The 20,672-nt window shown below is 64.5% G+C and carries 20 protein-coding genes; 15 read left to right on the top strand and 5 right to left on the bottom strand.

The window, feature by feature from the left end:
- The first annotated feature begins 348 nt into the window (after positions 1-348).
- From NCR93_RS21920 to NCR93_RS21950, 7 genes are all read left to right on the top strand, one after another.
- Complete coding sequence (locus tag NCR93_RS21920) at positions 349-1,002, top strand: COG4648 family protein (RefSeq protein WP_175981035.1); 654 nt, start codon at positions 349-351, stop codon at positions 1,000-1,002.
- A 20-nt stretch (positions 1,003-1,022) separates the two neighbouring features.
- Positions 1,023-2,705 carry an ApeI family dehydratase gene (locus tag NCR93_RS21925; protein WP_239294865.1) on the top strand — a complete coding sequence of 561 codons (1,683 nt, stop codon included), beginning with the start codon at positions 1,023-1,025 and terminating at the stop codon, positions 2,703-2,705.
- Positions 2,706-2,773: 68 nt separating this feature from the next.
- Positions 2,774-3,676 (top strand): lysophospholipid acyltransferase family protein, encoded by a 903-nt coding sequence (locus NCR93_RS21930; RefSeq protein WP_051079015.1) that lies wholly within the window; start codon positions 2,774-2,776, stop codon positions 3,674-3,676.
- A 4-nt stretch (positions 3,677-3,680) separates the two neighbouring features.
- Positions 3,681-4,265 (top strand): LolA family protein, encoded by a 585-nt coding sequence (locus tag NCR93_RS21935; protein ID WP_175981037.1) that lies wholly within the window; start codon positions 3,681-3,683, stop codon positions 4,263-4,265.
- Between the two features lie 7 nt (positions 4,266-4,272).
- Entirely contained in the window at positions 4,273-6,645 is a 2,373-nt protein-coding gene (locus NCR93_RS21940; RefSeq protein WP_175981039.1) for an MMPL family transporter, read from the top strand.
- Positions 6,642-7,454 carry a polysaccharide deacetylase family protein gene (locus NCR93_RS21945; protein WP_175981041.1) on the top strand — a complete coding sequence of 271 codons (813 nt, stop codon included), beginning with the start codon at positions 6,642-6,644 and terminating at the stop codon, positions 7,452-7,454. The genes NCR93_RS21940 and NCR93_RS21945 overlap by 4 nt, the downstream gene beginning before the upstream one ends.
- A 183-nt stretch (positions 7,455-7,637) precedes the next feature.
- Positions 7,638-8,324, top strand: coding sequence for a GntR family transcriptional regulator (locus NCR93_RS21950; protein WP_175981043.1), 687 nt, complete (start codon positions 7,638-7,640; stop codon positions 8,322-8,324).
- Between the two features lie 19 nt (positions 8,325-8,343).
- Here the strand turns inward: NCR93_RS21950 and NCR93_RS21955 are convergent, their stop codons facing one another.
- Both NCR93_RS21955 and NCR93_RS21960 read right to left on the bottom strand, forming a co-directional pair.
- Positions 8,344-9,546, bottom strand: coding sequence for a mandelate racemase/muconate lactonizing enzyme family protein (locus NCR93_RS21955; protein ID WP_175981046.1), 1,203 nt, complete (start codon positions 9,544-9,546; stop codon positions 8,344-8,346).
- 46 nt (positions 9,547-9,592) lie between these two features.
- The gene (locus NCR93_RS21960) at positions 9,593-10,864 is read right to left on the bottom strand and encodes an MFS transporter (protein ID WP_175981047.1); all 1,272 of its coding nucleotides are present in this window, start codon (positions 10,862-10,864) and stop codon (positions 9,593-9,595) included.
- 353 nt (positions 10,865-11,217) lie between these two features.
- Here NCR93_RS21960 and NCR93_RS21965 point away from each other — a divergent pair, with 353 nt between their 5' ends.
- From NCR93_RS21965 to NCR93_RS21985, 5 genes are all read left to right on the top strand, one after another.
- Positions 11,218-11,586, top strand: a complete 369-nt coding sequence (locus NCR93_RS21965; RefSeq protein WP_175981049.1) for a hypothetical protein — start codon at positions 11,218-11,220, stop codon at positions 11,584-11,586.
- A gap of 182 nt (positions 11,587-11,768) precedes the next feature.
- Positions 11,769-12,491, top strand: a complete 723-nt coding sequence (locus NCR93_RS21970) for a class I SAM-dependent methyltransferase (protein WP_175981051.1) — start codon at positions 11,769-11,771, stop codon at positions 12,489-12,491.
- Positions 12,492-12,572: 81 nt separating this feature from the next.
- Positions 12,573-13,778: a beta-ketoacyl-[acyl-carrier-protein] synthase family protein gene (locus NCR93_RS21975; protein WP_033536216.1), complete on the top strand. Its 1,206-nt coding sequence runs from the start codon at positions 12,573-12,575 to the stop codon at positions 13,776-13,778.
- Positions 13,775-14,572: a beta-ketoacyl synthase chain length factor gene (locus NCR93_RS21980; RefSeq protein WP_250532283.1), complete on the top strand. Its 798-nt coding sequence runs from the start codon at positions 13,775-13,777 to the stop codon at positions 14,570-14,572. The genes NCR93_RS21975 and NCR93_RS21980 overlap by 4 nt, the downstream gene beginning before the upstream one ends.
- A complete protein-coding gene (locus NCR93_RS21985) occupies positions 14,572-15,024 on the top strand; it encodes an ApeP family dehydratase (RefSeq protein WP_175981262.1) in 453 nt (150 codons plus the stop codon). The genes NCR93_RS21980 and NCR93_RS21985 overlap by 1 nt, the downstream gene beginning before the upstream one ends.
- On the opposite strand, the gene NCR93_RS21990 is transcribed toward NCR93_RS21985, so the two are convergent.
- The 3 genes from NCR93_RS21990 to NCR93_RS22000 all read right to left on the bottom strand — a co-directional run bounded on the left by NCR93_RS21990 (position 14,997) and on the right by NCR93_RS22000 (position 17,086).
- On the bottom strand, positions 14,997-15,764 hold the full coding sequence (locus NCR93_RS21990) for a class I SAM-dependent methyltransferase (protein ID WP_175981054.1): 768 nt from the start codon (positions 15,762-15,764) through the stop codon (positions 14,997-14,999). The two genes, NCR93_RS21985 and NCR93_RS21990, sit on opposite strands and share 28 nt — an antisense overlap.
- Before the next feature lie 34 nt (positions 15,765-15,798).
- Complete coding sequence (locus NCR93_RS21995) at positions 15,799-16,398, bottom strand: LysE family translocator (RefSeq protein ID WP_175981056.1); 600 nt, start codon at positions 16,396-16,398, stop codon at positions 15,799-15,801.
- A gap of 106 nt (positions 16,399-16,504) precedes the next feature.
- Positions 16,505-17,086, bottom strand: a complete 582-nt coding sequence (locus tag NCR93_RS22000; protein WP_008348308.1) for a flavin reductase family protein — start codon at positions 17,084-17,086, stop codon at positions 16,505-16,507.
- 121 nt (positions 17,087-17,207) lie between these two features.
- Between NCR93_RS22000 and NCR93_RS22005 the strand changes: the two genes are divergently transcribed.
- From NCR93_RS22005 to NCR93_RS22015, 3 genes are all read left to right on the top strand, one after another.
- Entirely contained in the window at positions 17,208-17,972 is a 765-nt protein-coding gene (locus NCR93_RS22005; protein ID WP_249798675.1) for a PadR family transcriptional regulator, read from the top strand.
- Positions 17,973-17,985: 13 nt separating this feature from the next.
- Positions 17,986-18,816: a siderophore-interacting protein gene (locus NCR93_RS22010; RefSeq protein WP_175981060.1), complete on the top strand. Its 831-nt coding sequence runs from the start codon at positions 17,986-17,988 to the stop codon at positions 18,814-18,816.
- A 77-nt stretch (positions 18,817-18,893) separates the two neighbouring features.
- Positions 18,894-20,651, top strand: coding sequence for an IlvD/Edd family dehydratase (locus NCR93_RS22015; protein WP_175981062.1), 1,758 nt, complete (start codon positions 18,894-18,896; stop codon positions 20,649-20,651).
- Positions 20,652-20,672: the final 21 nt, after the last annotated feature.

Genomic DNA, 20,672 nt, shown 5'->3' on the forward strand with positions numbered 1-20,672 from the left:
GAAATTCTAGACGATGCCCCTTGGGACGCCTAGTAGGAAAGGTAACTGGCCGCATGGCATCCGGCACCGGTGTAATTTTGAGAAAAATCAGGGAGTTCGCCGCGTGACGGGACCCCTGCGTCGGTAGGGTAAAATTCGCGCGTCTGACGAATGTAAGATCATCGAACAATCGGTTACAGACCGCCCGCGCACCGGCGCGGGAAAATGATCGTCAGGCGGGCGACTGCCGAGTTTTCTTCAACAACCGAGCGTTCACTAAAGAGCGCCGCAGCCGCATCCCATGTTGCGTACCTTTTTTCATCGACCAGCGGTTTTCGAGCGCCCGTCGCGTCCCGCGGGAGCGTGCCGATGAACGCCACCCGCTTTCTGCGCGCGGCGGGCGTCGTTGCCGCGATCGTCGCGTATCAGCTTGGCGCGCACCATGCCGCGTCCACGCCCGGCGCGCACGGACTCGGCCTCGCGCTCGTGCTCGCACCCCTTTTGTTGATCGCGCTGAACGCCGCCGTGCGCTCGAACGCGCGCGCGTGGCTCTTGCCGCTCTGGGCGCTCGGCTGCATGGCGCTTTGGCTCGCGCGTGCGCCGCTCACCGCGCATTTCGGCTGGGGGCTGTGGATCGAACACGCGAGCTTCAATCTCGCGCTCGCGTGGATGTTCGGCCGCACGCTGGGACCGGGCCGCGAGCCGCTCTGCACGCAGTTCGCGACGATGGTCCACGGCAAGCTGGAGCCGCGCGTCGCGGGCTACACGCGGCGTGTCACCTTGGCATGGACGCTCTTCTTCGTCGCGACGGCGTTCGTATCGACGATGCTGTTCGCGTTCGCATCGATCGTCACGTGGTCCACGTTCGCCAACTATCTCGCGCTGCCGCTCGTCGGGCTCATGTTCGTCGCCGAATACGCGTGCCGGCGCATCGCGCTGCCGGACATGGAGCCGTCGAGCATCATGGACGCCGTTCGCGCCTACGCGCATTCGATGCAGATGCGTCGCAGCGGAGCGCAGTGATGCCGTCGAATTCATCGCACATGCAGACTTTTCCGCTGGTTTTCCATACATCGCCGGATCAGACCATCGCCTGGCGCGACGGCGCGAGCGTCTCCGTGCGCGACTTTCTCGCCGATGTCCGCGCGCTCGCCGATGCGCTTCCCGAAGGCGGGCATGTGTTCAACGTGTGTACGGACCGGTATCGCTTCACGGTGAGCCTGTGCGCGACGCTCGTCGCGGGCAAGACGAGCCTGCTGCCTTCGACACACACGCCGGAAATGGTGCGCGCCCTCGCCTCGTTCGCGCCCGACGCGTTTTGCCTGCACGACAGCGACGATTGCGCGATCGATCTGCCGCGCTTTCGCTATCCGGAGGTTGCGCACGTGGACGTTTCCGGCGAAGCGCAGGTTCCGCATATCGACGGGGCGCGCGTCGTCGCGTACGTGTTCACGTCCGGCTCGACCGGTGTGCCGGTGCCGCATCGCAAGACGTGGGGCTTTCTCGTGAAGAACGTGCGCGCCGCCGCCGACCGGCTCGGCCTGCTCGGGCAAGCCCGCGCGACGCTCATCGGCACGGTGCCGCCGCAGCACATGTACGGCTTCGAATCGACGGTGCTGCTCGCGCTCATCGGCGGCCTCGCGTTCAGCAACCGTCAGCCGTTCTATCCCGTCGATATCCGCGCGGAACTCGACGCCGTGCCGGAACCGCGCGTGCTCGTCAGCTCGCCGATCCATCTGCGCGCGCTCTTTGCCAACGACGAAGCGTTGCCGCGCGCATCGCTCGTGCTGTCGGCGACCGCGCCGCTTTCGGAAAAACTCGCGCTCGACGCCGAAGCGCGCCTCGACGCGCCGCTGATGGAAATCTACGGCAGCACCGAAACGGGCCAGATCGCGACGCGCCGCACTGCGCGCACCGCCGCCTGGGAATTGTTTCCCGACATCGCGCTGACGCCACGCGCCGACGATGCCGACGATGCCGGCGAACCGACCATGTGGGCGTCGGGCGGACACGTCGAAACGCCGGTGCCGATGGGCGACGCGCTCGAACTCATCGACGAGACGCATTTTCTGCTGCACGGGCGCAAGGCGGATCTCATCAACATCGCGGGCAAGCGCACGTCGCTCGCGTATTTGAATCATCAGCTGAACGCGGTGCCGGGCGTGGTCGACGGCGTGTTCTACATGCCTGACGAAACGGAAGCCGACAGCGAACCCGTGCGCCGTCTGATGGCGCTCGTCGTCGCGCCGAGGCTTGCCGTGGCGGACTTGCAGCGCGCGTTGCGCGAGCGCATCGACGCCGCGTTCATGCCGCGTCCGCTGCTGTTCGTCGAGACGCTGCCGCGCAACGCGACCGGCAAGCTGCCGCGCGACGTGCTCACGCAACTGATCGAGCAGGAACGCAAGCGGCGCGCGGCGTTGAGCTTCACCGTGCCGCCGGATCATCCCGCGCTCGCCGGACATTTCCCCGGCCATCCGATCGTGCCGGGCGTCGTCCTGCTCGATTACGCGCTCGACGCGATCGGCGCCGCGCTCGGCACGAGCGCTGACGCGTGCAGGATCGAATCGGCGAAATTCCTGAGTCCGGCGAAACCGGGCGAGGCGCTCGATATCGCCTACGAAACGGCGGCGAGCGGCGCGATCCGCTTCACGATTCGCGCGGGCGCACGCGCGGTGGCGAGCGGCGCGCTCGCGGCGCCGTCCGCCGGGGACGCTCGAGCATCGTGAACAAGCCGCGCAACCGCGACGACTGGGCCGACCGCCAGGAACGCAGCAACCTCGCGTTGCTGCGCTTCATGACGTGGATATCGCTGCGCTTCGGACGGCGCATCGGGCGCGTGCTGCTGCGGATCATCACCGCGTATTTCGTCGTGTTCGCGCCGCGCGCGCGGCGTGCGTCGCGCGGCTATCTGAATCGCGCGCTCGGGCGGCATGCGGGCTGGCGCGACGGGTATCGGCATGTGTTTTCGTTCGCATCGACGATTCACGACCGCATCTATCTGCTCAACGAGCGCTTCGATCTGTTCGATATCCGCACGCACGGCGTCGAGGATGTCGAAGCGGCGCTCGCCGGCGGACACGGCGCGTTCTTGATGGGCGCGCATCTCGGCAGCTTCGAAGTGGTGCGCGCGATCGGGCGGGCGCAGCCGCATATCCGCATCGCGATCACGATGTATGAAGAGAACGCGCGCAAGATCAACGCGATTCTCGCTGCCGTGAATCCAGCCGCGCATCACGATGTGATCGGTCTCGGCAAAGTCGATGCGATGCTCAAGGTGCGCGAGCGGCTCGATGCAGGCAGCCTCGTCGGCATTCTCGCGGACCGCACGCTGCCCCAGGCCGGCGACGCGCTCAGGGAACGCGACTTTCTCGGCGCGCCCGCCGCGTTTCCGCTCGGGCCGCTGCATATGGCGGCGGTGCTGCGCCGTCCGGTCGTCTTCATGACGGGGCTGTATCTCGGCGGCAATCGCTACGACATCCATTTCGAAACGCTCGCCGATTTCTCGACGATCGAGCGCGGCGAGCGCGCCGCCGCCGTCGATGCCGCGCTCACGCGCTATGTCGCGCTGCTCGACAAGTATTGCCGCGCCGCGCCGTACAACTGGTTCAACTATTTCGATTTCTGGCAGACGAGCGCCGCGCAGGACCACGCGCCCGCGAGCGCGGCGCCGCTGCGGGAAGCGACGAGGGATTCCTGAACTCATGCGAATTTTCGCCGCCGTTCTGACGGCCGCCTTGCTGTCGGCTGCATCGACGATCAGTGTCGCCGCCGACGCCCCCTGGACGCTCGATCGCCTGATGAACACGCTCGGCGCGAAGAAATCGGGCCGCGCGCATTTCACCGAGACGCGTTATCTGAAGATCGCGCAGGCGCCGCTGGAATCGTCGGGCGAGCTCGTGTTCGTCGCGCCCGATCATCTGGAAAAGCACACGACGAGTCCGAAGCCGGAGAATCTCGTCGTCGATGGCGACATGCTGACCGTCGACCGCAACGGCCGCACAATCACGATCCCGCTGCGCAACTATCCGGAACTGGGCGCGTTCATCGAAAGCATTCGCGCGACGCTCGCGGGCAACCGCTTCGCGCTCGAAAATGCGTACAAGGTTTCCATCGACGGCAAAGGCAACGACTGGACGATGACGCTCGTGCCGATCGATTCGCGCATGCAGCAGAAAGTCAGCTCGATCACGCTCGCAGGCACGGGCGCGGCGCTCGCGCGCGTCGAGATTCGCCAGGCCGACGGCGACCGCTCGCTGATGCGCCTGCAAGACGCGTCGGCGCACTGACCGCGGCATGCGCGCGGTCTCGCGGTCCTTGCGTCAGCCGGCGGTCATCGTCTGGCTGTGCTTTCTCGCGGCGTGCGCGGCGATCATCGCGCGCGCGAGCTTTTCCGCCGATCTCTCCGCTTTCCTTCCGCGCACGCCGAGCGAGCAGCAGCGCGTGCTCGTCGAGCAGTTGCGCGACGGGCTCGTGTCGCGCCTGATTCTCGTCGGCATCGAGGGCGGCGATGCTAATGCGCGCGCCGAACTCTCGCGCAAAATCGCGGCGACGCTGCGCGAGGACAAGCGCTTTTCGGCGATCAACAACGGCGAGCCGGTCGGACAGGCGCGCGACGAGCGCTTCGTGTTCGAGCATCGCTATCGGCTGAGTCCATCGGTTACGCCCGAGCGCTTCAGCGAATCCCGCCTGAAAGACGCGCTCGCCGACAGTCTCGACCTGCTCGCCTCTTCCGCGGGCATGATGACGAAGGACTTGCTGCCGCACGATCCGACCGGCGAAGTCACCGCGCTCGTCAGCCGTCTCGACAGCGGCGCGCAGCCCGCGATGCACGGCGGCGTGTGGGCATCGCGCGACGGCCAGCGCGCCGTGTTGCTGGCGCAGACCGCGAGCCCCGGTTCCGACACCGACGAGCAAGCGAGCGCGATGGCCGCGATCCGCGCCGCGTTCGACAAGGCCGCGCCGGGCGCGACGCCTTTTCGCCTGCTGCTGACGGGGCCGGGCGTCATCGCCGTCGAATCGCGCGACACGATCATGCGCGACGTGCGCTGGCTGTCGGCGGCGAGCATCGTGCTGATCGTCGTGCTGCTGCTCGCGGTGTATCGGTCGGTGCCGACGCTCTTGCTCGGCCTGATGCCGGTGCTTTCCGGCGTCGCGGCGGGCGTGGCCGCCGTGAGCCTCGCGTTCGGCACGGTCCACGGTCTGACGCTCGGTTTCGGCACGACGCTCATCGGCGAGGCGGTCGACTATTCGATCTATCTCTTCGTGCAATCGGCGGGCGTTCAACGGCGCGAATCGCTGAAGGACTGGGTCGCGGGCTTCTGGCCGACGATCCGTCTCGGCGTGCTGACGTCGATCTGCGGCTTCGCCTCGATGCTCTTCTCCGGCTTTCCGGGCCTCGTGCAGCTTGGGCTGTATTCGATCGTCGGTTTGTCGACGGCGGGCATCGTCACGCGCTTCGTGCTGCCGCATCTGCTGCCGCAAGGCTTCGCGATTCGCGATGTCTCGCGCCTCGGCAATGTGCTCGCGCGTTTCGCCGCGCGCGCGTCGCACTTGCGCGTGGCGCTCGCGGTGCTGCTTTTCGCCGCGCTCGCGACGCTGCTCATGCAGCGGCACGGCTTGTGGAGCCAGGAGTTGTCGTCGCTCAGCCCGGTTCCGAAGGCGAGCCAGGATCTCGACGAACGCCTGCGCGCGGATGTCGGCGCGCCGGACGTGCGCTATCTCGTCGTGGTGTCGGCGGCGAGCGAGCAGGCCGCGCTCGAGCGCGCGGAAGCCGTCGCGCGGCAATTGCAGCCGCTCGTCGATGCCCGCGTGATCGCCGGTTTCGAAAGCCCGGCGACGTATCTGCCGAGCGACGCCGCGCAGCGCGCGCGCATCGCGAGCCTGCCGGATGCCGATACCTTGCGCGCGCGTCTCGCGCCCGCTTTGCGCAATCAGACGATCCAGGTGAAGCCCGAGGTTTTCGAGCCTTTCATCGCCGATGTCGAAGCCGCGCGCGCGCAGCCGCTCTTGCGACGCGCCGATCTGCGCGGCACGTCGATGGCGCTCGCCGTCGATTCGCTTCTCACCGAACGCGACGGCCGCTGGACCGCGATGCTGCCTTTGCGCGCGGCCGAAGGCTCGGACGTGCAGGTGCACCAAATTCGCGCGGCGGTCGCGGCGGCGCGCGTGCCGGACGCGCTTTTCGTCGACATGAAAGCGGAAGCCGATCGCCTCTACCGGAACTACGTGCACGAGGACATTCGCCTGTCGCTCGGCGGATTCGCCGCGATCGTCGTGCTGCTGGTGCTCGCGCTGCGCTCACCGGTGCGCGCGGCGCGCACGCTGGCGCCGCTCGTCGCGGCGGTGATCGTCGTGATCGCGAGCCTCGCGCTCGCGGGCAAGTCGCTGACGATCCTGCATCTGATCGGCATGCTGCTGATTGTCGCGGTCGGCTCGAATTACGCGCTCTTCTTCAACTATCGCGCGTACGCCGAAAACGACGCGGTTTCGCCGCAGACGCTCGTCTCGCTCGTGATCGCGAATCTCGCGACCGTGCTCGGCTTCGGGCTGCTCGCGCTGTCGAACGTGCCGATGCTCAAGACCTTCGGGTTGACGGTCGGTCCCGGCGCGATTCTGGCGCTGCTGTTCTCGGCGATTCTCGCGCCGCGTTCGGGATTGTCGCGATGAACGCGCCCGGCGAGCCGCGCCGCTGGACGCCGACGCCCTTGATCGGCGGCGCGGCGGCTGTGCACGCGGGCGCGCTGGCATCGCTGATCGTCGCGCCCGCGACGTGGCCGTGGGCGGCGGGCGGCGTGATCGCGTCGCATCTCGCGCTGACGGCGGCGGGACTCTGGCCGCGAAGCGCCCTGCTCGGCCACAACTGGACGACGCTCCCCGAATCGGCGGGTGCGTGCATCGCCATCACCATCGACGATGGCCCCGATCCCGACGTGACGCCGCGCGTGCTCGATCTGCTCGACGCGCATCGGGCACGGGCGACGTTCTTCTGCATCGGCGAGCGGGCGCGCGCCTATCCGAACATCGTTCGGGAAATCGTCGCGCGTGGACATGCCGTCGAGAATCACAGCCAGCGGCATCGGCATAATTTTTCGCTGATGGGACCGGGCGCGTTGCGGCGCGAGATCGACGCTGCGCAAGCCACGTTCGAGGAAATCGTAGGCACGCGGCCCCTTTTCTTTCGCGCGCCAGCGGGCTTGCGCAATCCGTTTCTCGAACCGGTGCTGTGCGCGCTCGGCCTGCAGCTCGCCAGCTGGACGCGGCGCGGTTTCGATACGCGCACCGGCGACGCATCGCTCGTTTCGCGACGTTTGCTGAACGGATTCGCTGCGCGCGACATTCTGCTCGTCCACGATGGCCACGCCGCAAGGGACGCAAACGGCGCGCCCATCGTGCTCGCCGCGCTCGACACCGTGTTGCGCGCGGCGGCGGATCGCGGGCTTGTCACCGTCACATTGCGCGAGGCGATCGTCGGATAGACGGCGCGGCCCCTCCGCTCGATTCTGGTGAGCACCCCATTCACTCCGCGCACACTATTGTTTCGGATTGCAAATAAGAATCTTCCGGAAGAGAAAAGCCACAGTCGCAAAGTATGCTTGGATCCGAAGCGATGTGTCTTTTTCCGTAAACAATATGTCGGATGACGAAGATAAGGGGTGACTGTGAGAGGGCTTGAACGAATTGCTTTTGATGCACCGAAGTCACTGGCGGAGATCACCGAGGAGCGGCTACGACAGTTGATCGTCAATGGAGAACTGGAGTTTGGGGAACAAGTCACGGAATCCAGGCTGTCCGACCTTTTTGGCTTGAGCAAAACGCCCGTCCGTGAAGCGCTCCTTCGATTGAGCATTGCCGGCCTCGTCGAGATAAAAGCGCGGTCGGGAACGTATGTGTTCTCGCTGACGGACAAGAACATCTGCGACATCAGTACGCTACGCATTACGCTCGAACAGGCCGCCATTCGCTCCGCCATGCGCGAGAACGCTGCCCGCCTCATGGAAGAACTGAACCGGAACCTCGACGCTGCACGCGCCTTGCACGCAACGTTCGAGTTGGCAACGTATCGCGCGCTCGATCATGAGTTTCATCAGATTCTCGTCAGGCATTCGGACAACCCTTATCTGATCGATTGCTACTCGACGATAAGCACGAAGGTATTGGCGATGCGCAATCGCCTGACGTTCTCGCGCGAGTACATCAATAAATCGATTGACGAGCATCGTGCAGTCACCCGCGCGCTGGTCGAAAATGATGTCGACGGAGCCTGCATCATTCTTGCAGAACACATCAACTGTGGCTTCACGGAGCGCACGCGACGTCTGTTGACAGACATCGCGCGAATGCAGTAAAGCCGGGCGCGTGGTGCGCTTATTCGATCGTGAAGGCGTGATACCGCTTCACGACGTCATCGTTCAGTTCTTGCCCAAGCCCCGGCAAATCCGGGACTGAGAAGTCGCCGCGCTCGGGTTGATAGTCGTGAATGCACAACTCGCGCACGCAATCCTTCAGGCTGTGCGTGTGATGCTCGTGAATGATGAAGTTCGGTACCGCGGCTTCGAGGTGGAGCGCTGCCGCAGTCGAGACCGGCCCGCCGCAGATATGCGCCTGCATCGTCGCGTCGTACAGGTTTGCATAGTCACAGATTTTCTTCGCCTCCGTCAGTCCGCCGCAAAGGCAAATGTCCGGCTGTATCACGGCCACAGCCTGTTTTTCGAACAGATCGCGATAACCCCAACGCGTATAGCAGCGTTCGCCGGTTGCGATCGGGATTGACGTATTGCGCGCGACCATCGCCATGTTGTCCATGTTGAGCGGATGAACCGGCTCTTCATAGAACAGGATGTTGTACGGCTCGACAGTCCGCGCGAACTGGATTGCTGCGTTGACCCCAAGCAGCGCATGCGCTTCGATGATGATGTCGACGTCCGGCCCGACAGCTTCGCGCATGGCCGCGATCCGTTCCTCACCCATGCGCAACTGGTCCGCTCGTAACAGCCCGAAGTAGTTCTGGTTGACTTCCCAATCGAGCGGCGGGCCGCCGTTGCGGTCGACTTGCAACGGGTCGACCTTGATCGCCGTATAACCCTGCGAGACGGCTTTGCGTGCTGCGTCGGCGTACTGCTCGGGGCGTGTGAGCATTTGATGCGTGTCGCTCCAACCGAACTGAAGTTGACTGGCATAGGCGCGCAACCGCTCGTTTGTCTTGCCGCCGAGCAACTGATAGACCGGCGCGCGCAGGGCTTTGCCGCGAATGTCCCACAGCGCGATATCGATCGCGCTCATGCCCGCGTAGAAGACGTTTCCGCCGCCCATGCCCCAAAACGTTGCGCGGAACAGGTTTTCCCAGATCGCTTCGACCTTCATCGGATCTTTGCCGATGATGCGCGGGGCCAGGTCGCGCACGATGCCGACGCCCGCCTTTGCGCCCGCACCATAGGCCAGGCCGACTTCGCCGATGCCGCTGATTCCTTCATCGGTATTGATACGGATAAGGACCGGATTGAAGCGCGCCATGCGCGGATCGGTTCGGCTGACTTCACAATCGAATATTTCGACGTTCGTTATTTTCATTGATCAATATTCCAGAGAGACTTCGATGGAGCCCGATGCGACGATGTCAGGCGTTCGCGGTTTGCGCCGACGGACCGACCTTCGGTGTCTGGCGAGGAATGCTCATCGTGACCAGCACACAGAACGCGGCGACGCACAAAGCCGCCTCGACCATGAACACGCCATATGATCCGTAAGCCTGAGAGACATGTCCGAGCGCCTGGTTCGCGAGAAAGCCGCCGAGACTGGAACACGAGTTGATAAAAGCGATGCTCAACGCGAGACCGGCCGGGGACAGCATTGCAGGGGGAATGGCCCAATACGGGCCGTAGAAACTCAGAATGCCAACGCCAAACAACGCCATGCCAGCCATGCGAAGCGACATGGACGGAACGCTCGCGATGACGAAGAAGCCGACACCCGCAAGCAGCATCGGTAGCGCGGCGTGCCATTTGCGCTCGCCCGTGCGGTCCGAGTGCGCGCCCCAAAGCGGCATCGATATCATCGCGCAGACATACGGCAGCGCCATGATGAGCCCGGTTTGCGTATCGGTCAGGGACGCCGCGAATCCCTTCACCTGCCCCGGAAGCCAGTAATTCGATGCTTGCGAGGCCGCTTGAATCAGCATGTATGAGAGCGCCAGTTTCCAGATCGTCGAATTGCCCAACACCATCTTCAGCGTCGGCTGTTCGTCGGCGCCCTGCGCGCTTCTTTCCCGCTGCAACTCCGCTACGAGCCACGCTCTTTGATCCTTGTTCAGCCATTTGGCATCCGCAGGCGCGTCGACCAGAATGAAGAAAGCCAGACCGCCCAGCAGAATGGTCGGCACGCCTTCGATCGCGAATAGCCAGCGCCAGCCGCCATACCCGGCCATGTGGACGTGCTCGACGATCCAGCCGGACATCGGCCCCGCGACGACCGAGGAAAAGGCAATCGCCATCATGAAAAACGACGTGACCTTGGCTCGCTCGCGAGCAGGGAACCAGCAGGCGAGATAGAAGATCATGCCGGGGAAGAAACCCGCTTCGAACACGCCGAGCAGCAGGCGCGCGATCGCGACGTGGGTCGCAGTCTGGGCAAAGAATGTCAGTGCTGTAACCGCGCCCCACACTATGACGATGAAGCTGATCCAGCGGCGCGCGCCCATGCGCTGAAGCGCGAAGTTGGCCGGAATCTGGCACAGCAGATACGACGCAAAAAACATCGATGCGATCGTGCCGAACTGGGTCGGGGAAATGTCCAACTCCCGATTCATTTGCAGGGCCGCGAAACCGACATTCACCCGGTCGAGATAGTTGAAGAAGTAAAGAATGAACGCGAACGGCACGATCTTCCACATCACCGTTCGAATGACCTGCGGCCCAAATTCCTGACGCTCCAAAAATGCCTCCCGAATATCGAATCGTCAACATACCTATTTAATATTGACAACACGGTATCCAGCAGCGTTTTCTCCGTCAACCCGAAGTATCTGATGTATGAGATACCAATTTGTGTGCCGTAGCGTGTCACGCTTCGCTTTGTTAAATCTTCGCAATTCTAAACATCCAAGAACGATCGATAGACAACGTCCTATTTGAGCGAAGACCTTCAGTCAGCGAATTTTTCGAAGCCAAAACCGAAACAGGAGAATGAAAGGTGCCAGCGCAAGAAGCATCACGATTTCCAGTGCCCCTTCGCACTCGAGGCAACGTGGTTCAGAATCCGGATGCCGTCGCCGAAGCGAGGCTGTGGTCTTTGCTCGACGCAAAAGCCGTCGCCATACTTGAAGCGACGCCTGAGCTCGACAGCATCATTGAACGCTTGCATCAAAGTCACGGATATCTCGCAAGAGCCGAGGCGGATCTCTTGCATCTGCGAAGCTCGCTCAGGATGCTGGCCACGCAAAAACGGGCCGCGCAAGCGGATATAGACGCGGCAGTCGAGCAAGCAACGACCGCCGTTAGCAGGACCGTCGAAAACCGCGTGCAACTTGCACTTGACGCGTCGCGAAACGGAATAAACGTCAGGTTCTTTTGCGTCGATCACTTCGAGAATCCCGCGAGCGCAGACGGTCTGTGAGGGCCGAAATCTTCGCGCAACGATCGATCCGCGCGCGGATGTGCTTCGTCGCGATGCGGAAAAAAACAACGTGTTCAGACTCGAACATGTTCAACGATCTCCGGCGCTTTCGAAAGATTGAATCTATAGTCGAGGGCTGACCCGTCAGGGGCCGTTGCATACGTGAACTCACCCTCGCCCGAATGCTGCCCGCCGCGCTCATCGAAACCGCCAGCCGCCCCTACCGCGCGGCGGGCCGGTTCGCGTGGCACTTCGCATCGGCCAAGCTGCGTCGCGATCCGTTCTTCGCCCATATCCTCGCGCACGGCCTGATTCCGGATGGCGCGCGCATCCTGGATCTCGGCAGCGGCCAGGGCTTGCTCGCCGCGTGCCTCGTCGGCGCGCACGCGTGGCATCGCGAACACGCCCAGCGTGCGTGGCCCGCGCGCTGGCCCGCGCCGCCCGTGCCGCGCTCGATTCACGGCATCGATCTGACGCCGCGCGACGTCGCCTGGGCGCGCATCGCGTTGCAGGCGCACGAGGCGCGCATCCGATTCGTGTGCGACGACATTCGCGCGGCGCCGTTTCCCGATGCCGATGTCGTCGTCGCCTGCGATGTGCTCCATTACGTCGATGCCGACGCGCAGGTGTCGATCCTCCGCCGCGCGCGCGCCAGCCTCGCGGCGAACGGCGTGCTCCTGCTGCGCGTCAGCGATGCCGCCGCGGGCTGGCACGCGCGCCTCGATCGCGCCATCGATTTCGGCATGCAGATCGCGCGTTCGGGGCGCGCGAACGGTCTGACGGTCCGCAGCGAGGCGCAATGGCTCGCGCTGCTCGGCGATCTGCGATTCGCGGTCTCCATCCGTCAGATGGGCCACGGCGCGCACGACGCCAATCGTCTGTTGATTGCGCGTCCCGTCGGCTGATTGGCGGGATCGTCCGAAAGGCCTCGTTTGTTACAATTCATCGTTTTCGAACGCTCCCGACTCAAGGGAAACGAGCCCGTAGTGAATCCTCTTCTGCTTACGCATTTCACCGCGACGAGTTGCGCGGGCCGCGGGCTCGACGCGACGCTCGCCGCGCTCTCGGACGCACGCAGCGGACTCGCGCCGTGCGACTTCGAGGGCGCCGCGCTTGCCACTTATACGGGCCGCGTCGCGGGCATCGAGGATGCGCCGGTGCCCGCGGATCTCGCCGCGTTCGACTGCCGCAACAACCGGCTCGCGCAACTCGCGATGACGCAGGACGGGTTCGACGACCGCGTCCGCGAAGCGATCGCGCGTTACGGCTTGGAGCGCGTCGGCGTGTTCATGGGCACGAGCACGGCGGGCATCCTCGAAACCGAACTCGCCTACCGGCGTCGCGACACCCGGACGGGCGCGCTGCCCGCCGATTTCAATTACGCCAACACGCACAACCCCTATTCGCTCGCCGCTTTCGTGCGCGCCTATTTCGGGCTGCGCGGGCCGGCGGCGTCGGTGTCGTCGGCGTGTTCGTCGGGCGCGAAGGTGTTTGGGTCGGCGCGGCGCATGCTCGAAAGCGGCGTGATCGATGTGGCCATCGTCGGCGGCGTCGATACGCTCTGTCTCACGACGCTCTACGGTTTCAATTCGCTGGAACTGCTCGCGCCGGGTCCGTGCAAGCCGTTCGACGTGAAGCGCGACGGCATTTCGATCGGGGAGGCGGCGGCGTTCGCGCTGCTCGAACGCGATTTGGCCGATCCCGCCGATGACGACGCGATCCGCCTGCTCGGCATCGGCGAATCGAGCGATGCGTATCACATGTCGTCGCCGCATCCGGAGGGACTCGGCGCGCGCATCGCGATGGAACAGGCGCTCGCCAGCGCCGGTCTCGATGCGAGCGACATCGGCTACGTGAATCTGCACGGCACGGCGACGCCCAGCAACGACGCCGCCGAAAGCCGCGCTCTTACGAGCCTGTTCGCGCGCGTGCCGTGCAGCTCGACCAAGGGCGCGACGGGGCATACGCTCGGCGCGGCCGGCGCGCTCGAAGCGGTGATCGCCGCGCTGACGCTGCAGCACCAGATGATTCCCGCAGGCGCCAATACCACCGAGCCGGACCCGGCGCTCGGCCTCGACTACGTGCTGACGACGCGCGCCGCGCCGTTGCGGGCTGTGCTGTCGAACTCGTTCGGCTTCGGCGGGACGAACTGCAGTCTCGTGTTCGGACGCAAGGGAGCGGCATCGGCATGACTCCATTGCGTGCATTTATCGAAGGCATCGGCGTGATTGGTCCGGGCCTGGCCGGCTGGCCCCATGCCGCCGACGTGCTGACGCAGCGCGCCGTTCGCGACGCCGCTCAAACCGTGCTGCCCGCGCCCGCCGGTCTGCCGCCGGCCGAACGCCGCCGCACCGGGCCGGTCGTGGGCGCGGCGCTCGCTGCCGCGCACGAAGCGGTCGCGCAGATCGGCCGCGACGCCGCGACGCTCGCTGCCGTGTTCGCGGCATCCGGCGGCGATGGCGGGAATTTCCACGCGATCTGCGAAACCCTCGCGAGCGCCGAACCGCAGCTCTCGCCGACGCGCTTCCACAACTCGGTCCACAACGCGCCCGCGGGCTACTGGAGCATCGCGACGCGCGCGATGGCCGCGTCGAATGTGCTGTGCGCGTACGACGGCAGCTTCGCGGCCGGCTTGCTGGAAAGCCTCGCGCAAGTGAGCGTCGATGGCGCCGCGACGCTGCTCGTCGCCTACGACACGGACTATCCCGAGCCGTTGCGCCAAGTGCGTCCCATCGTCGATGCGTTCGGCGTCGCGCTGGTGCTCGCGCCGCATGAGAGCGAGCGGACGCTCGGGCGCATCGAAGCGCATCTGTCGGACGAGGACGCTTCCGCTTTCGCCGATGCCGATCTCGAAGCGCTGCGCCTGTCGAATCCCGCCGCGCGCGCGCTGCCGTTGCTCGACGCGCTGGCGCATCGGCGGGCGGCGAACGTCGTGCTGGATTATCTCGACGGCACGCAGCTCGCCGTGAGCGTCGAGCCGTCATGATGTTCGGCCGCGACTGGATCGCCGCGCGCATTCCGCATAGCGGCTCCATGTGTCTGCTGGATGGCGTCGTCGCGTGGGATGCAAAGCGCATCCGCTGCACCGCGACGAGTCATGTTTCGCCGGATAATCCTTTGCGCTCGAAGGGACGTCTCGCGTCGGTATGCGGCATCGAATACGCGGCGCAGGCGATGGCGGCGCATGGCGCGCTCGTCGCATCGAACGAAGCGAGACCGCGCGTCGGGATGCTGACCAGCGTGCGTGGCGTGCAAACGCACATCGACCGGCTCGACACGCTCGACGCCCCGCTCGATATCGAAGCCCAACGCATGGGCGGCGACGACAACACCGTGCTCTACCGCTTCACCGTTCACTGCGCAGGCCGGCTGCTGCTGAGCGGCCGCGCTGCGGTGATTCTCGACGCCGCTCAGCGCGCCGGTTTCGTCGCGCAATAAGCGGAAAAGATGCCGAGCTCGACGTCGCGGCGCACGTCGATGAAACCGGCGCGCTCGATCGCGGCGATCACATCGGCGGGCGGCACGCAGGCCTCGATCGTGTCCCAGTAATAGCGCATCAACTCGACGCTTTCCCCTTTCTTGCCGACGATGCGCGCGATCGTCGGCACGACGCCGCGCATATAGAACTTCAGCGCAGCGATGCCGATACCATGCCCGGGCCGCGTGATTTCCAGCACGCAGAGCCGTCCGCCGGGCGCGAGCACGCGGAAGTATTCGTCGAAGGCCTTCGAAAGATCGCTTACATGACGCAGCGCGAAGCCCATGCTCAGAAAGTCGTAGGCGGCGTTCTCGCACGGCAGATCTTCCGCCGTGCCGATGCGCGTTTGCACGCCGATCGGCAGATGCGCCTCGCCGACCATGCCCGGACTCGGATCGACGCCGGTCACGAGCGCCGGATCGCCGGTGATCGCGACCGCTTCCCTCGTGACGAGCCCCGTTCCCATGCCGACATCGAGCACGCGCATGCCGCGCGCGAGTCCCGCCGATCGCAGCGCGCGATTTCGATACCACGAACCGGAACCGAGCGCCATCACGCGTTCGATCGCGTCGTAGTCGGATGCGGTGCGGTCGAAGATGCCGCGCAGCCAGACGCGCCTTTTCGATTCGTCGGCGTAGTAGGAGGTGAGCGGCTCGTGCGGAGCTTTCTTGTCGAGGGGATCGCGCCGATGAGAGGTCATTCAGTCTCCAGATTTCGCTGTTCGTTTTATCGCTTCAGTGAAGCGCCGTCCACGCAAGCGCGATGGAGAACGTGGCCAGCACGATCGATGCCCCGCGCTGAACGCGATCGGGACTCAGCCACGCGAGACGCCCGGTGCCGAGCGCCGCGCCGAAGGTGATCCACAGAAAGCCGATCGGAATCAGCGCGGCGGCGAAGATCGACATCGTCTGAAGGTAAACGACGGCATTGCCGAAGGCGCTGGCCGGAAAGATCGCGCTCGCGAAGAGCATCGCCTTTGGATTGAGCAATGTGGTGACGAAGAGGGTGCGCATGCCGACCGTCTTTTGCGCGGACGTCGGCAGGGAGACGGCGGTGCGCCACATCAGGACGGCGAGATAGGCGATGTAGACGCTGCACGCGACGCGCAGAAATGTCGGGAGCCAAGTGAGAAAGCCGGCCGCGTGCGTGACGAGATAGCCCCAGACGGAAATTGCGATGAGGTAGCCGGCGAGCTCGGCGGCCATGAGCGGCGTGGCGCGCCTGACGCCGCGACGCAAGCCCGCGGTCGCGAGCAGTGTGTTGGTCGGTCCGGGCGTGATCAGGATGATGACGATGCCGAGCAAAAGGAGCGCGGCCTGGGAGCTCGAATGCATGGAACGGTTTTGAATATTGGATGCAACGTGCTTAATACCATAATTCGATGCCGTTTCTGCCGCGCGGCAAGGTTTGCTTGCCGTGTCCAGGGGCGCATCGACGGCGTCAGCGCGCAAGCGGCTTCGCCTGCTCCATCGACGACGCGCGCACGAACTTCCCCGCGCCGAGATGGTGAATCGTGTGTAGCGGCTGATTCGATTCGTCGATGATCCAGTGGCCGTCGACGAACACGCGCGAATCGGCAGCGGCTGCGACGACTTCGGCAAAACAGGTGTCGTAGGCGTCTTCCGTGTGCTTCTCGTCGATCAGCCTGCATTCGAGCCAAGCCGCGCAATTCGTTTCGATGAGCGGCAGACCGAGCACCGGCCCTTCCACGATGTCGATTCCGAAGGCCTCGAACTTGTCGATCTCGCGCCCGCTCGTCGAGCCGACGGCGTACGTGAGATCGATCATCGCCGCACCCGGCACGACGATGCCGAACGTGCCGCTCGCGGCGGCGAGCTCGCGCGTGTAGGTGCGCTTGTCGATCACGACGGCGATGCGCGGCGGCGTGAACTCCACCGGCATCGACCAGGCGGCGGCCATCACGTTGCGGCGCGCGCCGTGCGCGCTGGTGACGAGAACGGTCGGACCGTGGTTGATAAGGCGGCTGGCGTGCTCCAGCTTGACGGGACGGAAATGGCTCATGGTTTTATGTGTGCAAAAGACAGTGCGGGCCATTGTATGCGGCGTTCAAAATGCGCGCGTCCGCCGATCGATCCTAAGAAGATCTTCTTGACAGACACTCTTACGATATATATCTTTAGATATGTTTTACGACATATCTGGAGTGTTCCCTATGAAATCCCGCTGCTTTCAACGTGCGCGTGACGGCGGTTTCCGCGCATTCGGCTTTGATGGTTCTGCGTTCGACGCCCCAGAGGGGCACGAACGATTCGCTTTCGAACGTTGGGGAATGATCGGCCGTCATCGCCATGGCGGCGGCGGTCGCTTCGGCGGCGGCCCCGGTGGCATGGGTGGCATGGGCGGGCTCGGCGGCGAAGACGGCATGCCGCGCGGCCGCAAGTTCTCGTCGGACGACTTGCAACTGTTGCTGCTCGCAATGCTCGCCGAAGCACCGCGTCATGGTTATGAACTCATCAAGGCGCTCGAAGACCGCTCCAACGGCTTCTACGCGCCGAGTCCCGGCATGGTCTATCCGGCGCTCACCTATCTCGAAGAGCTCGGTTATACGACCGTCGAGCTGGAAGGCAACCGCAAGCGCTATGCCCTTTCCGACGCGGGCCGCGAATACCTCGCATCCAATCGCGAACGCGTGGACATCATGCTCGCGAAGCTCACGCATTTCGCCCGCAAGATGGATCTCGTGCGCCGCGCGTACATGGGCGAAGAAGTCGACGACGCCGCCGCCGACAACGGCTGGGCGCCCGAGCTGATCGCCGCTCGCCGCGCGCTGAAGAAGGCGCTGCTCTTGCGCACCGACGCATCGCAGGAAGAACAACGCCGCATCGCCGCGATCCTCGCGCGCGCGACGGCCGAAATCGAACAAAACCCGGCGCCGAAGCAGGCGTAAGGAGCCAAAGACGATGACCGATTCCATCCTGCAAGACCGGCCCGATCTCGAAGTCACGCGTGTGCGCCACGCGCTCAAGTTTCGGCTGCTGAAAGTCACGCGCGTCCAGGCGCTCAATCCGCACTTCGTGCGCGTGACCTTCACGGGTGACTCGCTCGACGATTTCGTCAGCGCATCGTTCGACGATCACGTCAAGCTGTTTTTCCCCGCGCCGGGCGAGACCCTGCCCGCGCTGCCGCAAGCGGGTCCGAACGGTCCCGAGTTCGATCCGGCCAAACCGCGTCCGATTGCGCGCGATTTCACGCCGCGTCGTTTCGACCGTGATGCGCGCAAGCTCGATATCGAATTTGCACTCCACGAAGCCGGTCCCGCAACGGCCTGGGCCGCGCAGGCCGCGCCCGGTCAGCATCTCGGTATCGGTGGACCGCGCGGTTCGTTCGTCATCCCAACTAACTTCGACTGGCATCTGATGATCGGCGATGAAACCGCGCTGCCCGCCATCGCGCGTCGTCTCGAAGAACTGCCCGAAGGCACGCGCGTCGCGACGCTCATCGAAGTGGCCGATCCTTCCGCGCGTATCGAATTCGACACGCGCGCCGATCTGTACGCGCAATGGCGTTATCGCAACGAAAGCTCACATCCCGGCGGCGCGTTGCTGCTCGCCCTTCGCGAAACCTATGTGCCCGATGGCGAAGGCTATGTGTGGGCGGCGGGCGAAGCCACGCTCATGCGCGAAGTGCGCAAGCTGCTATGCGACGAACGCGGCATCGACAAGAAACGCATTCGCGCTTCGGCTTACTGGAAACGCGGCGAACAAGGCGTGCACGAAACGATCGACGGTTGATTCGTGATCGCCCGACGATAAACCGGTGATAATCGAGGCACGGAGACGTTCAACGCTTATCACACGGCAGGGCGACCATGACCGACACGTTCAAGAAAAAGTCCGATGACGAACCCGCGCAACCGAGCGGCCTGCGCAAATCGCTGACGAGCTATGGCGACAATGGCTTCTCGCTTTTTCTGCGCAAGGCGTTTATCAAGGGCGCGGGTTATACCGATAGTGCGCTCGATCGGCCCGTCATCGGCATCGTCGATACGGGCAGCGCGTATAACCCGTGTCATGGCAATGCGCCGCAACTCATCGAAGCCGTCAAACGCGGCGTGATGCTCGCGGGCGGCTTGCCGATGGATTTCCCGACCATATCGATCGCCGAATCGTTCTCGCAACCGACGAGCATGTATCTGCGCAATCTGATGTCGATCGACACCGAAGAGATGATCCGCGCGCAACCGATGGACGCGGTCGTGCTGATCGGCGGATGCGACAAGACCGTGCCCGCGCAGTTGATGGGCGCGGCATCGGCGGGCATTCCCGCGATTCAACTCATCACCGGCTCGATGCTTACGGGAGCCCATCGCGGCGAGCGCGTCGGCGCATGCACCGATTGCCGGCGCTATTGGGGCCGCTTTCGCGCGGAGGAGATCGACGAAGCGGAAATCGCAGTGGTGAACAATCAACTCGTCGCGAGCGTGGGGACATGTTCCGTGATGGGCACGGCGAGCACGATGGCGTGCATCGCCGAAGCGCTCGGCATGACCGTGCCAGGCGGCGCCTCGCCGCCTGCGGTGACGTCGGATCGTATGCGCGTCGCCGAGCTCACTGGCACGCAGGCCGTGCAGATGGCGCGCGAGAATCTCACCATCGACAGGATCCTCACGGCTCAAGCATTCGAGAACGCAATGCGCGTGCTGCTCGCGATAGGCGGCTCGACCAACGGCATCGTGCATCTCACGGCGATCGCGGGACGCATGGGTTATGACATCGATCTGCAAGCGCTCGATCGCATGGGACGCGAGACTCCCGTGCTCGTCGATCTGAAGCCGTCCGGATCGCATTACATGGAGGACTTTCACAAGGCCGGCGGCATGGCTACGCTGTTGCGCGAATTGAAGCCGCTATTGAACCTGAACGCGCTGACGGTGACGGGCCGCACGCTCGGCGAAGAGATCGATGCTGCGGGCCCCGCTTTCGCGCAGAATGTCGTGCGCCCCTTCGACAAGCCGATCTATCCGCAAGGCGGTATCGCGGTGCTGGACGGCAATCTCGCGCCGGGCGGCGCGATCATCAAGCAATCGGCGGCGAATGCGAAGTTGATGGAACACGAAGGGCGCGCGGTCGTGTTCGAGAACGGCGCCGATCTCGCGGCACGCATCGATTCGGATGATCTCGATGTCACGCCCGACGATATCCTCGTGCTTAAGAACATCGGGCCGAAGGGTGCGCCGGGCATGCCCGAAGCGGGTTATATCCCTATCCCGCGCAAGCTCGCGGTAAAGGGCGTCAAGGATATCGTCCGCATCTCGGATGGACGCATGAGCGGTACTGCGTTCGGCACCATCGTGTTGCACGTGACGCCTGAAGCGGCGGTGGGCGGTCCGCTCGCGCATGTTCGAACGGGCGACCGCATTCGCCTGAGCGTATCGAAACGCGAGATCAGTCTGCTCATCAGCGATGAAGAACTCGCAGCGCGCGCTAAAGGATCGCCGGTCACGATTCCCACTGCGGATCGCGGTTATCGCAAGCTGTTCTATGACACCGTCACCCAGGCGGACAAAGGCGTCGACTTCGACTTTCTTCGAGCTACGCAGACCCGCGGGGTGATACCGCGCCGATAGGCTCGAAAGGCCACTTGAGCG

The sequence above is a fragment of the Caballeronia sp. ATUFL_F1_KS39 genome (assembly GCF_023630985.1).
Lineage (GTDB): Bacteria > Pseudomonadota > Gammaproteobacteria > Burkholderiales > Burkholderiaceae > Caballeronia > Caballeronia zhejiangensis.

What these genes read in the sequence shown, in the direction of transcription:
- NCR93_RS21960 (WP_175981047.1), bottom strand. Translation starts at nt 10,864, where the DNA reads ATGTGGAAGATCGTGCCGTTCGCGTTCATTCTTTACTTCTTCAACTAT.
- NCR93_RS22000 (WP_008348308.1), bottom strand. Translation starts at nt 17,086, where the DNA reads ATGAGCCATTTCCGTCCCGTCAAGCTGGAGCACGCCAGCCGCCTTATC.
- NCR93_RS21925 (WP_239294865.1), top strand. Translation starts at nt 1,023, where the DNA reads ATGCAGACTTTTCCGCTGGTTTTCCATACATCGCCGGATCAGACCATC.
- NCR93_RS22005 (WP_249798675.1), top strand. Translation starts at nt 17,208, where the DNA reads ATGTTTTACGACATATCTGGAGTGTTCCCTATGAAATCCCGCTGCTTT.
- NCR93_RS21970 (WP_175981051.1), top strand. Translation starts at nt 11,769, where the DNA reads ATGCTGCCCGCCGCGCTCATCGAAACCGCCAGCCGCCCCTACCGCGCG.
- NCR93_RS21945 (WP_175981041.1), top strand. Translation starts at nt 6,642, where the DNA reads ATGAACGCGCCCGGCGAGCCGCGCCGCTGGACGCCGACGCCCTTGATC.
- NCR93_RS21990 (WP_175981054.1), bottom strand. Translation starts at nt 15,764, where the DNA reads ATGACCTCTCATCGGCGCGATCCCCTCGACAAGAAAGCTCCGCACGAG.
- NCR93_RS21955 (WP_175981046.1), bottom strand. Translation starts at nt 9,546, where the DNA reads ATGAAAATAACGAACGTCGAAATATTCGATTGTGAAGTCAGCCGAACC.
- NCR93_RS21920 (WP_175981035.1), top strand. Translation starts at nt 349, where the DNA reads ATGAACGCCACCCGCTTTCTGCGCGCGGCGGGCGTCGTTGCCGCGATC.
- NCR93_RS21935 (WP_175981037.1), top strand. Translation starts at nt 3,681, where the DNA reads ATGCGAATTTTCGCCGCCGTTCTGACGGCCGCCTTGCTGTCGGCTGCA.
- NCR93_RS22015 (WP_175981062.1), top strand. Translation starts at nt 18,894, where the DNA reads ATGACCGACACGTTCAAGAAAAAGTCCGATGACGAACCCGCGCAACCG.
- NCR93_RS21930 (WP_051079015.1), top strand. Translation starts at nt 2,774, where the DNA reads ATGACGTGGATATCGCTGCGCTTCGGACGGCGCATCGGGCGCGTGCTG.
- NCR93_RS21985 (WP_175981262.1), top strand. Translation starts at nt 14,572, where the DNA reads ATGTTCGGCCGCGACTGGATCGCCGCGCGCATTCCGCATAGCGGCTCC.
- NCR93_RS21995 (WP_175981056.1), bottom strand. Translation starts at nt 16,398, where the DNA reads ATGCATTCGAGCTCCCAGGCCGCGCTCCTTTTGCTCGGCATCGTCATC.
- NCR93_RS21940 (WP_175981039.1), top strand. Translation starts at nt 4,273, where the DNA reads ATGCGCGCGGTCTCGCGGTCCTTGCGTCAGCCGGCGGTCATCGTCTGG.
- NCR93_RS22010 (WP_175981060.1), top strand. Translation starts at nt 17,986, where the DNA reads ATGACCGATTCCATCCTGCAAGACCGGCCCGATCTCGAAGTCACGCGT.
- NCR93_RS21980 (WP_250532283.1), top strand. Translation starts at nt 13,775, where the DNA reads ATGACTCCATTGCGTGCATTTATCGAAGGCATCGGCGTGATTGGTCCG.